At 75.3% G+C, this 13,530-nt stretch carries 8 protein-coding genes; 5 read left to right on the forward strand and 3 right to left on the reverse strand.

What is annotated here, in order from left to right:
* Positions 1–53: 53 nt before the first annotated feature.
* Positions 54–656, reverse strand: coding sequence for a TetR/AcrR family transcriptional regulator (locus AC069X_RS30930; protein ID WP_478733709.1), 603 nt, complete (start codon positions 654–656; stop codon positions 54–56).
* A 131-nt stretch (positions 657–787) separates the two neighbouring features.
* On the opposite strand from AC069X_RS30930, the gene AC069X_RS30935 reads away from it, so the two are divergent.
* Together AC069X_RS30935 and AC069X_RS30940 are read left to right on the forward strand one after the other, a co-directional pair.
* Positions 788–2,164, forward strand: a complete 1,377-nt coding sequence (locus tag AC069X_RS30935; protein ID WP_478733711.1) for a purine-cytosine permease family protein — start codon at positions 788–790, stop codon at positions 2,162–2,164.
* Between the two features lie 61 nt (positions 2,165–2,225).
* Entirely contained in the window at positions 2,226–3,869 is a 1,644-nt protein-coding gene (locus tag AC069X_RS30940) for an amidohydrolase (protein ID WP_478733713.1), read from the forward strand.
* A gap of 105 nt (positions 3,870–3,974) precedes the next feature.
* On the opposite strand, the gene AC069X_RS30945 is transcribed toward AC069X_RS30940, so the two are convergent.
* Positions 3,975–5,075: a DUF3533 domain-containing protein gene (locus AC069X_RS30945; RefSeq protein WP_478733715.1), complete on the reverse strand. Its 1,101-nt coding sequence runs from the start codon at positions 5,073–5,075 to the stop codon at positions 3,975–3,977.
* Between the two features lie 144 nt (positions 5,076–5,219).
* On the opposite strand from AC069X_RS30945, the gene AC069X_RS30950 reads away from it, so the two are divergent.
* The 3 genes from AC069X_RS30950 (at position 5,220) to AC069X_RS30960 (ending at position 12,197) form a co-directional block, all read left to right on the forward strand.
* Entirely contained in the window at positions 5,220–8,981 is a 3,762-nt protein-coding gene (locus AC069X_RS30950; RefSeq protein WP_478733717.1) for a DNA polymerase III subunit alpha, read from the forward strand.
* On the forward strand, positions 8,978–10,288 hold the full coding sequence (locus AC069X_RS30955) for a DNA polymerase Y family protein (protein ID WP_478733719.1): 1,311 nt from the start codon (positions 8,978–8,980) through the stop codon (positions 10,286–10,288). The genes AC069X_RS30950 and AC069X_RS30955 overlap by 4 nt, the downstream gene beginning before the upstream one ends.
* Before the next feature lie 1,048 nt (positions 10,289–11,336).
* Entirely contained in the window at positions 11,337–12,197 is an 861-nt protein-coding gene (locus tag AC069X_RS30960; protein ID WP_478733721.1) for an esterase/lipase family protein, read from the forward strand.
* 205 nt (positions 12,198–12,402) lie between these two features.
* Here the strand turns inward: AC069X_RS30960 and AC069X_RS30965 are convergent, their stop codons facing one another.
* Positions 12,403–13,500 carry a lytic polysaccharide monooxygenase auxiliary activity family 9 protein gene (locus tag AC069X_RS30965; RefSeq protein WP_478733723.1) on the reverse strand — a complete coding sequence of 366 codons (1,098 nt, stop codon included), beginning with the start codon at positions 13,498–13,500 and terminating at the stop codon, positions 12,403–12,405.
* Positions 13,501–13,530: the final 30 nt, after the last annotated feature.

Here is a 13,530-nt window from a genome sequence, read left to right on the forward strand (position 1 = left end):
CCCGCCCCCGGACCCCGCCCCCGTACCCCGCCCCCGGACCCCGGTCCGGGGGCTCAGCGGTGTTCGACCAGCAGTGCCGCCGCCGAGCGCGCCCGCTCCAGGGCCCGCGCCCGGTCCGCGTCCCGCTGGCCAAGCACCACCCGGGTGCTCAGCCCGTCGAGCAGGGCGAGCAGCTCCGAGGCCCGGGCGGCCGTGTCGGTCGGGGCGAACCGTCCCTGCTCCACGCCCTTCGCCAGCAGCGCCCCCAGGTCCTCGTGCCAGCCCGCGTCGATCTCCTCCTGGGCGGCGCGCAGGTCCTCGTTGGACGGCGTACGGGCCCACAGCTCGATCCACAGGGTCCAGCGCGGGTCGCGGGGGCCGCGCGGCAGGTAGAGCTCCAGGAAGAGCTCCAGCTTGCGGGCGGCCGTGACCCGGCGGCGCAGCAGTGCCGCGCGTTCGGCCGTCAGCTGCTCCTCGCTCCAGCGCAGCGCCTCCAGCAGCAGCCGGTCCTTGCTGCCGAAGTAGTACAGGATGTGGCCGCCGCTGGTGCCGAGCCGGTCGGCGAGCTTGGACATGGTCAGCGCCGCGAGCCCGTCCTCGGCGATCGCCGCCATGGCCTCCTCCAGCATCCGCTCCTGGGCGATCTGCCCGTCGCGCCGCCGTGCCGCTCCTGCCACCGCTGCCGCCTCCCGATCTTCGTGGACCGACCTTATCCCGGACAGGGTCTTGACGGGGGTCGGATCCAGCCCTCATCTTGAATGCCATTCAAGAACTTAGAACGCCATTCAAGATCAAGGGTGCGTGCACGATGAGTGACGAGATCTTCAGAGTCGAGACGCGCGGCATCGATCCGATCCCGGACGCGGAGCGGCACGGCAGCGCGCGCGACCTCTTCTGGCTCTGGTTCGGCTCCAACCTGACCTTCACCTACGTGATCAACGGAGCCCTGGCCGTCGCCTTCGGCCTCACCTTCTGGCAGGCCACCGCCGTCGTCGTGATCAGCGGACTGGCCTTCTTCGCCATCAGCGCCGCCGGACTCTCCGGCATCCGCACCGGCACCGCCACCCTGGTCATCTCCCGCGCCGCCTTCGGCGTCCGCGGCAACCTCCCCGCCGGGGTCCTCAACTGGCTGGTCGGCATCGGCTACACCATCCTCAACACCGTCGTCGGCACCCTCGCCCTGGAGGTCTTCCTGGAGGAACTGGGCCTGCTGCACGGCACCCCCGCCCGGGCCGCCGCCCTCTTCGTCACCCTCGCGCTGACCTTCGTCGTCGCCATGTGGGGTCACGCCACCGTCCAGTTCGCCGAACGCTGGATGGCCTACGTCCTCGCCGCCGGCTTCGCCGCCCTGCTCGCCTTCCTGATCCCCGGCGCCGACACCTCCGCCCCCGCGACCACCGTGCCCGGCGCCTCCGGCTGGAGCCTGGCCTTCGTGATCATGCTGGCGGCGCCCTTCTCGTACCTGCCGATGCCCGCCGACTACACGCGCTACCTGCCCCGCACCACCTCGCTGAAGTCGATCACCTGGTACGGAGCCCTCGGCGGCTTCCTCTCCTCCGTCGCCCTCGGCATCGCGGGAGTCGCCGCCGCCACCCGGACCGACATGACCGACGCCGTCGCCGCCACCGGGAGCCTGCTGCCCGGCTGGTTCCAGCCCCTGTTCCTGGCCCTCGTACTGGGCGGCTCCGTCACCAACTCGATCATCACGCTCTACTCGTCCAGCCTGAACCTCCAGGTCCTCGGCATCCCGTGGACCCGGGCCCGGGCCATCGTCGTCAGCGCCGCCATCACCGGCCTCGGCTCCCTCGCCGCGCTCTTCCTCACCGACTTCACCAGCGCGCTGACCTCCTTCCTCTCCCTCCTGATCATCGTCTTCGCCCCCTGGGGCGGGGTCTTCCTCGCCGACATGCTGCTGCGCCGCTGCCACTACGACGGCAACGCCCTGCACACCACCGGCCCCGGCGGCGCCTACTGGTACCGCTCCGGCTACCACCCGGCCGGCCTGGCCGCGCTCCTCGCCGGCATCGCCTTCGCCGCCCTGACCTGCGACTCCGAACTGTGGACCGGTCCGCTGGTGGCCCCCCTCGGCGGCGCGGACCTCACCCTGCTCGGCTCGGTCGTCTCCGCCCTCGTCTACGCGGCCCTCCACCGCAGGACCCCCGCCGCCGTCCCGGCCACCGCCTGACCCCGGCCCTCTACCGCCCCCGGCCGACCCCTCCCGCCACCACCGCACAGGAGCACCACCCGTGAACCACCCCGCCGACCTGCTGCTCACCGGAGCCCGCATCCACACCGTGGACCCGGACCTGCCCGAGGCCGAGGCACTCGCCGTGCGCGGCGGCCGCATCGTGTGGATCGGCCCGGACCACGAGGCCGCCGCCTGGGCCGGACCGGACACCGAACGCCTCGACGCCGCCGGGAAGCTGGTCCTGCCCGGGTTCGTCGACGCCCACAACCACGTCCGGCTCGGCTCCGACGACGCCTGCGTACAGCTCGCCGGAGTACGGACCCTGGAGGGCGTCCACGAGCGGATCCGGGCCTGGCGGGAGGCCAACCCGGACGCGGAGTGGATCGAGGCCGAGGCCTTCGACTACTCCGCCGTCCCGGACGGCCGGATGCCGTGTGCCGCCGACCTCGACCCGGCCACCGGCGACGTACCGGCGATCGTGCTCTCGTACGACGTCCACACGGCCTGGCTGAACACGGCCGCCCTGCGCCGCCTGGGCGTCAGCCGGGACCGCACCGACCTGCCCTTCGGCACGGCCGCGACCGACCCGGAGACCGGGGAACCCACCGGCTTCGTCAAGGACTTCGCCGTCAAGGGGCTCTCCCGCGAGGGCCACCGGGCGCTGCGCGGGCTCGGCGTGCCGTGGGCGTCGCCGGAGCGGCAGTACGGGCGGCTCGTCAAGAGCCTCGACGACGCCATCGGCTTCGGCATCACGACGGTGGTCGAGCCGCAGAACTCCCTCGACGACCTGGAACTCTTCGTACGGGCCCGGGCGGAGGGCCGGCTGCGGTCGCGGATCGTGGCGGCGCTGTTCCACCCGCGCGGCACCGGCGACGCCGGCCTCGACGAGTTCGCCGAAGCGGCGCGCCGCTTCGCGGACGACCGGCTGCGCGTCGGCCCGCTCAAGCTGTACATCGACGACGTGGTGGAGCCCCGCACGGCCGCGCTGCTGGAGCCGTACGCCGGCTGCGGACACCACCGCGGCGAGACCTTCTACCCGGCGGAGGAGTTCGCGGAGCTGCTGGCGAAGCTGGACGCCCGGGGCTTCCAGTGCTTCGTGCACGCCACCGGCGACCGGGGCATCCGGACCGTCCTCGACGCGGTCGCCCACGCCCGCGCGGTGAACGGCCCGCGCGACGCCCGCCACCAGGTGGTCCACGTGGAATGCCTGGACCCCGAGGACGTGCCGCGCTTCGCCGAGCTCGGCGTGGTCGCCTGCATGCAGCCGAGGCACTGCGCTCCCGAGATCGCGGGCCCGGGCCAGGACTGGGCCGAGAACGTAGGCGAGGAGCGCTGGCACAAGGCCTGGCCGATGCGGAGCCTGCACGAGGCCGGGGCGGTCCTGGCCTTCTCCAGCGACTGGAACGTCGCCGAGATGGACCCGATGGTCGGCATCTACACCGCCGTCACCCGCCGCCCGCTGGGCGGGGGCGCGCCCTGGCAGCCGGGTGAGACGGTGGACGTGAAGACGGCGGTGCACGGCTACACGATGGGCTCCGCCCGCGCCAACTTCCTGGAGGAGGACCGGGGGTCCCTCACGGTGGGCAAGGCCGCCGACTTCGTGGTGCTGTCCCGCGACATCCTGCGCATCGCCCCGGAGTCCATCCCGGGCACGGTGGCGGAGACGGTGGTGGTGGCGGGCGAGGTGGTCCACCGGGCCTGAGGTCCGGGCCGCCCCGCCCGTGCGGCGCGCGGCGGTGCGGCGAGCGGCGGTGCGGCGCGCGGCGGTGCCCGGCCCGCCGGGGTGGTGAGCGCGTCCGGCGGAGGTTCAGCGGGGCTCCGCCGCCCCGCTCGTGAAGCGGGGGACGGACGGGGCGTCGTCGGGGAGGCCGCTGCCCACGGCGGCGCCCGGGCGGCCCCGGCGCATGACCGCGCAGGCCAGGGTGATCACGGAGCCGGCCGCCGCCCACGCGGCCAGCACCAGCACGGGGCCGCCCGCCCCGTTGCCCTTGAAGTACGCGATGGAGCGCGCGGCGTACGTGCCGGCGCCCGGCGGCAGGGCCGGGCCGATCGCCCGCCAGAACGGCGGCAGCAGCGGGTAGGGGTAGGCGCCGCCGGCGCTCGGGTTGCCGACCACCACGACCACCAGGATGGCCAGGCCGATGCCGACCACCCCCGCCACCCCCTGGAGGGCGAGGGTGAGCGCGCCGACCGCGAAGACGACCAGGGTGCCCAGCCCCCACAGGGCCATGAGCGGGCCGGGCAGCGCGCCCAGCACCGGGCCGGCGATGACCGCGCCGAGCAGCCCGGCGGTGAGCGCGTACAGCAGCAGCGCGCCGAGCCGGATCAGCGCGCGGTGGATGTTCGCGGGCCGGGCGCCGGCGCTGATCGCGAGGATCGCGGCGCACAGGTAGCCGCCCACGCACCAGCCGACGACGAGGTAGAAGGAGCTCAGGCCCCGGCTGTCGCCCTTGTCGGCGGGGGCCACGTCCACGACCCGCAGGGTCCGGCCCTGGGCCTTCTCGGCCAGGCCGACGATCTGCTCCAGGGCCTGGGAGAGCGAGGCCCCGGCGCCGCTCGCGACCAGCAGCCGGTCGGTGGTGCCGGCGGGGTCGACGACCAGCGCGCCGTCCACGTCCCGGTTCTCGATCTGTGCGCGCGCCGTCGCCTCGTCCTTGACCGCGCGGGGGTCGAGCGGCTCGCCGGGCAGGTCCGCGAGCCGCTCCGCGGTGCTCGCGGCGACCGGTTCGAGGGGGGCGGCCACGGCGAGGGGGATCCTGCTGGGCCCAGGGTGGTGGAACGCGCCGATGTACGAGGTGATGAAGGCCAGCTGGAGGGCCAGCACCCCCACGACCAGCAGGGCCGCCCGGGCGGTCACGGCGTCCTTGATCTCGGCGAGGAAGCCGGGGCTCCCGGTGGGCTGGGTCATGGCTCCCACGCTCGGTGCGGGGGGTGAGCGGCGCAGCAGGGGCGGGCCGAATGGATGATCGAACAACTGTTTCGCACGGATATTCGAATTGCTCTATGGTGGTGAAGGGGGAGGTTGAAGGTCGAGCGAAGCAGGAGGCCGCGGGTGCCCGGTTTTACGCATCTGCACACCGTTTCGGGGTTCTCCATGCGATACGGAGCTTCGCACCCGGAACAGCTGGCGGAACGTGCCGTCGAGCGGGGCATGGACGCCCTCGCCCTCACCGACCGCGACACCCTCGCGGGCGCGGTGCGGTTCGCGAAGGCCGCCGCCGGGGCCGGGATCCGGCCGCTGTTCGGGGTGGACCTGGCCGTGTCCCCCGCCCCGTCCCCCGCCGGGCCGCCCGCCGGGGCCGGTGAGGCCTCGTACCGGAGGCGCACGCCCGTCAGGGGCGGGGCCTTCGTGGACGAGTCCGCCCCGCGCGCGGTCTTCCTGGCCCGGGACGGCGCCGCCGGCTGGGCGGAGCTGTGCCGGATGGTCACCGCCGCCCATGCCCTGGCCGGGCGGGGGGACGGGACCGGGTCCGGTGACCCCGGGCCGGGCTCCGGTGCGGCAGGCGGGTCCGGCGGGGTGCTCGGCGCGGGCGGTGCCTCCGGTGCGGGGCGCGCCGGGGCCGCGCGGGCCGCGGGTGCCGGCTTCGGTGCGGGCGGTCCGTCCGGCGGGGTCCTGCCCGGCGCCGCCGGGTCCGGCGGGGCCGGAGGGTCCGCCGCGCGGGCCGGGGGCGGCTTCGGCGGTGACGGGCTCGTGCTGCCGGGCGGCTTCGGTGGCGGTGACCGGCTCGCGGGGCCGGGTTCCGCGGTCCCGGGGCTGCCCTGGGAGGCGTTGCGCGGCGACGGGGTGTTCGTCCTGCTCGGGCCCGGTTCCGAGGTGGGCCGGGCGCTCGCCGCCGGACGCCCCGACCGGGCGGCGCGGCTGCTCGCGCCCTGGCGGGAGGTCTACGGCGACGCCCTGCGCCTGGAGGCCGTCCACCACGGCCGCACCGGCACCGGCCCCGGCTCGCTGCGCCTGGCCGCCCGTACCGTCGGCTTCGCCGCCGAGCAGGGCGTCACGGCCGTGCTGACCAACGCCGTCCGGTACGCCGACCCCGGCCAGGGCCCCGTCGCCGACGTCCTCGACGCCGCCCGCAGGCTCGTCCCCCTGGACCCCCGCGGCACCCTCGACAGCGGCGAGCGCTGGCTCAAGGACCCCGCCGCCATGAGCGAGGCCGCCGAGCGGATCGCCGAGGCCGCCGGGCTGCGCGCCGCCGACGCCCGCCGGCTGCTCGCGCGCACCCGGGAGACCGCCGGGGCCTGCTCCGTGGACCCCGAGGACGACCTCGGCATCGGCTCCGTGCACTTCCCCGAGGCCCGCCTCGTCGGCGCCGCCCGCCGCACCGCCCAGCGGGTGCTCGCCTCCCGCGCCTCGGCCGGCATGGTGCTGCGCGGCTACGCGGACCGGCGCGCGTACTGGGACCGGATGGAGGAGGAGCTCGACGTCATCGCCCACCACGGCTACGCCTCGTACTTCCTGACGGTCGCCCAGGTCGTGGACGACGTACGGGAGATGGGCATCCGGGTGGCCGCGCGCGGCTCCGGCGCGGGCTCCCTCGTCAACCACCTCCTCGGCATCGCGCACGCCGACCCCGTCGAGCACGGCCTGCTGATGGAACGCTTCCTGTCCAAGCGCCGGCGCGTGCTGCCCGACATCGACATCGACGTGGAGTCCGCCCGCCGGCTGGAGGTCTACCGCCGGATCATCGGCCGCTTCGGCACCGAGCGCGTCGCCACCGTCTCCATGCCCGAGACCTACCGGGTCCGCCACGCCATCCGCGACGTCGGCGCCGCCCTGTCCATGGACCCGGCCGCCGTCGACCGCCTCGCCAAGGCCTTCCCGCACATCCGGGCCCGCGACGCCCGCGCCGCCCTGGCCGAACTCCCCGAACTGCGCGAGGTGCGCGGGCAGGAGCACGGGCGGCTGTGGGACCTCGTCGAGGCGCTGGACGCGCTGCCGCGCGGGACCGCCATGCACCCGTGCGGGGTGCTGCTCTCGGACGCCTCGCTGCTCGCCCGTACCCCGGTGGTCCCCACCAGCGGCGAGGGCTTCCCCATGTCGCAATTCGACAAGGACGACGTGGAGGACCTCGGGCTGCTCAAACTCGACGTGCTGGGCGTGCGCATGCAGTCCGCGATGGCGCACGCGGTCGCGGAGCTGCGGCGGGCGACGGGCCGGGAGCTCGACCTCGACGACCCCGCGCAGGTGCCCCCGGGCGACGGGCCGACGTACGAACTGATCCGCTCCGCCGAGACGCTGGGCTGCTTCCAGATCGAGTCCCCCGGCCAGCGCGACCTGGTGGGGCGGCTCCAGCCCACCGCCTTCCACGACCTGGTCGTCGACATCTCCCTCTTCCGGCCGGGCCCGGTCGCCGCCGACATGGTGCGCCCCTTCATCGAGGCGCGCCACGGGCGGGCCCCGGTCCGCTTCCCGCACCCGGACCTCGCGGACGCGCTGCGCGAGACGTACGGGGTGGTGGTCTTCCACGAGCAGGTCATCGAGATCGTGCACGTCATGACCGGCTGCGGCCGGGACGAGGCCGACCGGGTGCGGCGCGGGCTCTCCGACCCGGACTCCCAGGGCCGGATCAAGGCCTGGTTCGCGGCGACGGCGGCCGGGCGCGGCTACGCGCCCGAGGTGATCGCCCGCACCTGGGAGATCGTCGAGGCCTTCGGCAGCTACGGCTTCTGCAAGGCGCACGCCGTGGCCTTCGCCGTGCCCACCTACCAGTCGGCGTGGCTGAAGGCCCACCACCCGGCGGCCTTCTACGCCGGGCTGCTCACCCACGACCCCGGGATGTACCCGAAGCGGCTGCTGCTGGCGGACGCCCGGCGGCGCGGCGTCCCGGTGCTGCCGCTGGACGTGAACCGCTCCGCGGTCGCCCACCGCATCGAACTGGTGTCCGACGACCGGGAGGGGCGGGGCCCGGAGCGGTGGGGGCTGCGGCTCGCACTGGCCGACGTCCACGGCATCGGCGAGGCCGAGGCCCGCCGGATCGAGGCCGGACAGCCGTACGCCTCCCTGCGCGACTTCTGGGACCGCGCCCACCCCGGCCGCCCGGTGGCCGAACGCCTCGCCCAGGTCGGGGCGCTGGACGCCTTCGGCGCCAACCGCCGCGACCTGCTGCTGCACCTGACGGAGCTGCACGGCGCCCAGCGCGCGGCAGGCGCCCGGGGAGCGGCCCAACTGCCCCTCGGCGGAGGCCGGTCCACCGCCCCCGCCGGACTGCCCGACCTGACCGACGCCGAGCGCCTCAGCGCCGAACTCGGCGTCCTCGGCATGGACGCCTCCCGCCACCTGATGGGCGACCACCACGCCTTCCTCGCCGAGCTGGGCGTGACCCCGGCCCGCCGCCTGCGCGAGACCGAACACGGCCGGACCGTACTCGTCGCGGGCGCCAAGGCGGCCACCCAGACCCCGCCGATCCGCTCCGGCCGCCGCGTCATCTTCACCACCCTCGACGACGGCACCGGCCTGGTCGACCTGGCCTTCTTCGACGACAGCCAGGAGGCCTGCGCGCACACCGTCTTCCACTCCTTCCTGCTGCTCGTACGGGGAGTCGTGCAGCGGCGCGGCCCGCAGAGCCTGAGCGTGGTCGGCGCCGCCGCCTGGAACCTGGCCGAGCTGGTGGAACTGCGCGGGCACAGCGGCCTGGAGGCGGTCACGGCCCGGCTCGCCGAGCCCCTCGCCGGGGACGGCACCACCACCGGCACCGGCCGCCGCATCCACCTCCCGACCGGCTACGAGATGAACCCCTGGGCCGACCTCCAGCCGCCCGGGGACCGCGCCGCGACCGGCCGCAAGCTGTGGCACTCCAGCCCGGGGAGCGCGGGATGAGCACCGCCGGGACCGCCACCGCCGCCGGGGTGCTCCACGTCCGCTGCGCCCCCGCCCTGCCCGGGGAGGGCTACCGCGAGGTGCTGGAGCTGCTGCGCGAGTTCTCCCCCCTCGTCCAGGCCCTGCCACCCCGGGCCGCGCTCGTCCAGGTCCGGGGCGCCCAGCGGTACTTCGGCGCCGGCCCGGCCCGCATCGCCGAGGTGATCCGGCTGCGCGCGGTGGCCCGGCTGGGCACGGACGTCCGGATCGGGGTCGCCGCCACCTGGGCCGTGGCGGCCATGGCCTCCGCGCGGATCCCGGCACCCGGCGGGGTCCTGGCCGTACCCGAGGAGGCGGTTCCCGGCTTCCTGGACCCCCTCCCGGTCGAGGCCCTGTACGGGCTCGGCTCCCGGCACGCCGACGCGCTGCGCGGGTACGGGCTGCACACCGTCGGGGCGCTCACCCGCGTCCCGCCCGGGGTCCTCGAACGGATCCTCGGCAAACGGGCCGGCCGGCTCGTCGCCGAACGCGCCCGCGGCATCGACCCGCGCCCCGTCACCCCGCGCGACCTGCCCTCCTCGGCCGCCGTCCGGACCGGCTTCGTGCGCCAGGAGCTGGACGGCCCGCACGCCCGGGCCGCGCTGCTCGGCCTGGTGGTCCGGCTCGGCGCGCAGCTGCGCGGACGCCGCCAGGCCGCCCGGTCCCTGTCCCTGACCCTCCAGTTCGCGGGCGGCACCCGGTGGGAGAAGTCCCGGCGGCTGGCGGAACCCTCCGCCCACGACGAGGACCTGCGCACCCTCGCCTACCGCCTGATGGACGCGGCCGGCCTGCAACGGGCCCGGCTGACCGGCATGGTGCTGCGCGCGGAGGACCTCACGGGCGCGGAGGGCGTGACCCGCCAGCTCACGCTGGACCCGGTCCGGGAGTCCCGGCTGACGGTGGAGGCCGCCATCGACCGCGCCAACGCCCGCTTCGGCCCCGGCACGGTCCGCCCGGCCTCGGTCGCGCGGAGGGCCGCGTCAGACGCCGTCCAGCATCCGCCGGGCCGTCTCCGTGCGCAGCGGGGTGGTCTGGGCCTGGATCAGGTGGAACTGGGCCTCGCGGGAGAGCCGGCCGGCGGTGTGCCCGTACTGGATCGCCCGGCCGCCCGCCACCGCCACGCAGGTCGCCGCCCCTCGCACGGCCAGGTCCAGGACCGCGGCCCGGAGGGCGAGCCGGTCCCCGGTGCGCTCCCCGCGCGGGACCTCGTCGCGCAGGGCGTAGGCCTCGGCGCGCAGCCGGGCGGTGCGCTCGGCGAGGCGCAGGCCGAGGTCCTCGTACGGGGGTGACTGGAGGAGGAAGGCGGCGGTGGCGCGCAGGTGGCCGAAGACGGCGGGCTGCGCGTCGGCGTTCTCCAGGTCGTAGGCCCGGATCCACTCGGCCCTCGGCAGCACCCCGGCCACCCGCTCGTCGGGTACGTGGACGCCGCGCAGCTCGACGGTGGCGGTGTGCGTGCCGGCCATCGCCCACAGCGGGGCGCCCCCGACGGCGCTCAGACCGCCGCCGGTGAGGTCGACCAGGGCGAGGACCGCCTCGTCGGACGGGCCCACGGCGCCGGCGAAGACGGTGTCGGCCAGGTCCCAGCCCGTCACCCACGGCATCCGCCCGTCGAGCCGCCACCCGCCCTGGACCCGCTGGGCGGTGACGGGCGGGCGCGGATGGCGCAGGAAGGCGAAGCCGGCGGTGGCGCGGCGCTTGCCGCGCTGGAGGTCCGGCAGCCAGGCCCCGCGCAGGGCGTCGCCCGTTGGGCCGGACGCCTGGTGCAGGGCCTTGGCCAGCGGGCCGTGCTGGGTCCACACGAACCAGGTCGACGGGTCCACCGCCGCCAGCACCTCGTGCACCTCCCGGAACACCTGGCGCGCCGTCAGCCCGTGGGCGGGATCCGGTTCGTATCCGATCAGCCCGTACGCGCCGGCGGAGGCGAGCGCGTCCAGGTGCGTACGGGGCACCCCGTCGACGGCGGTCCGCTCCGCCTCCGGCGCCAGTACGCGTACGGCGGCCTCCGTGACGGCGGCGACCAGCGGTTCGGCCGCCAGCTCGGGCGGAGTGGCCAGGGCGGTGCCGGATCCGGGGGCGTCGTGCATGGCCGCGATTCACCTCAGTCGGTCGGCGAGGGGCAAGTCCGTGGTCAGGGGCGCCCATTGTTCCTGAGCGGCGCTGGAAGAACGGTCGACACACCAGTTTTTACCGACGCGTAACTTCCAACTCTTGCTACTGGACCGTAATTTGGCCACAGCAGCTCCCCTTGTGATCCGGATCACGGGACGAACCCCCACGCATTCCCCCTGACCCTCCCCCCAGCCACCGCTGGGCGGTACCCCCCATGGAGATCACACGATGCTGCCCTGGAGACGCCTGCTCCGCCCGCTGGCCGTCCTCGCCCTGACCGCAGCCGCCCTCGTCGCCCCCACCGGCGCCGCCCAGGCCGCGTCCGCCCCCAGCAGCGGCTGGAACAACTGGTCCTGCAAGCCGTCCGCCGCCCATCCCCGCCCCGTCGTCCTGGTCCACGGAACCCTCGGCAACTCCGTCGACAACTGGCTCGGATTCGCCCCGTACCTGGTCCACCGCGGGTACTGCGTCTACTCCCTCGACTACGGACAGCTGCCCGGCGTGCCCTTCTTCCACGGGCTCGGGCCCATCGACAAGTCCGCCGGACAGCTCGACGCCTTCGTCGACAAGGTCCTCGCCTCCACCGGCGCCGCCGAGGCCGACCTCGTCGGCCACTCCCAGGGCGGCATGATGCCGCGCTACTACCTCAAGTTCCTCGGCGGCGCCGCCAAGGTCAACGCCCTCGTCGGCATCGCCCCCGACAACCACGGCACCACCCTGTCCGGACTCACCCAGCTGCTCCCGTACTTCCCCGGAGCGCAGGACCTGATCAGCACCGCGACACCGGGGCTCGCCGACCAGATCGCCGGCTCCGCCTTCCTGAAGAAGCTGAACGAGGGCGGCGACACCGTCCCCGGAGTGACGTACACGGTCATCGCCACCAAGTACGACCAGGTCGTCACCCCCTACCGGAGCGCCTTCCTCGACGGGCCGGACGTACGCAACGTCGTGCTCCAGGACCTCTGCCCGCTGGACCTCTCGGAGCACGTGACCATCGCCCTGACCGACCGGATCGCCTGGCACGAGGCCCTCAACGCCCTCGACCCCGCGAACGCCGAACGGACCACCTGCGCCTCGGTCTTCAGCTGAGACCGGGCACGGGCGGTCCGCCCGGATCCACTAGGGCCTGTCGTCAAACTGCCGTCGTCGCCCGGAGGGCGGCCCCGCGGCGTCTGGTGCGTGCTCTCGGCGTGCCGGGCGGCAGCCCTCGTACTGGACGTACTCGGGCTTCCGCCCGGTGCGGCGAGAGCGCGTGCCAGGCGTCGCGGGGCAGACGGAAGTTTGACGACAGGCCCTAGCGGCCGTGCCGGCCGGCCGTCGCGCGGCGGCGGGCCAGAGCGAACAGCACGGCCGCGCCGGCGGCCAGCACCCCGGCCCCGCCGACCGCGATCAACGGGGTCGCGGAGCTGCCGCCGGTCGCGGCCAGGTCACCACCACCGCCCTCGCCGCCGGCCGGCGAGGGCGCGGCCGGGGCGGCGGCGACCGGGGAGGCGGCGGCCCGCCCGTTCGTCTTCGGGTCGTTGTCGCCGTGGCCGTTGTGCTCGATCGTGGACTTGCCCGCGCCGTCGGAGATCTGCTGGTCCGTCGGCGCCTTCGGTGCCTCCACGGGCTTGGCCGGGGTACCGGCGGAGGAGCCGGAGCCGCCGGTACCCGTGCCGGGCCGCGCGCTCGGCGTGCCGCTCGGGGCGGTCCCCGTACCGGCCGTGCCGGTGCCGGTGCCCGTGCCGCTGCCGCCGCTGTTGCCACCGCTGTCCTTGCCGAAGACCACGTCCGAGCAGGTGTAGAAGGCCTCCGGGCTGTCCGAACGCTGCCAGATGCTGTAGATCAGGTGGCGGCCGGACTTCTTCGGGACCGTCCCGCCGAAGACGTAGTCGCCGTTCTGCATCCCCGGGTCCGTGGCCTTCGCGAACGGCGCGGGCTCCAGGTCGGACCACTTCAGCGGCTTCGACGGGTCGTAGCCGTCCTTCGTCACGTACAGCTCGAAGGACCCCTTGTGCGGAGCCGTCCCCTTGTAGCGGAAGGTGTGCGCCCCCGCCGTCATCGGGGTGGCCGGCCAGTCGGCACGGGCCAGGTCCAGCCCCTTGTACTTGGCGTTGCCCGCCGAGCACAGCTGCCCGTCCGGGATCAGCGACTTGCTCTGCCCCGCCGCGTTGGCGATGTTCACCCCGTTCCAGTCGTAGAACGCCTGCGGCCCCGCCGCCGCGACGGCCGCCTTGCACGCCGCCGACCTCGGGGCCTCCGGACCCTCCGCGTAGCAGGCCGCCACCCGGCTCACCGGGTCCGTCATCGAACCGTGGGCCGCCGCCGGGACGGCGGCGTACGCGGCCACCGCGAGCGGGGCGAGACCGGCGGCGGCGACACGGACGGCGGTACGGGCGGGACGTGCGGGCATGGGTGGATCTCCTTCGGGCGCAAGGCAGGG

The sequence above is a fragment of the Streptomyces sp. NPDC043896 genome (assembly GCF_056435605.1).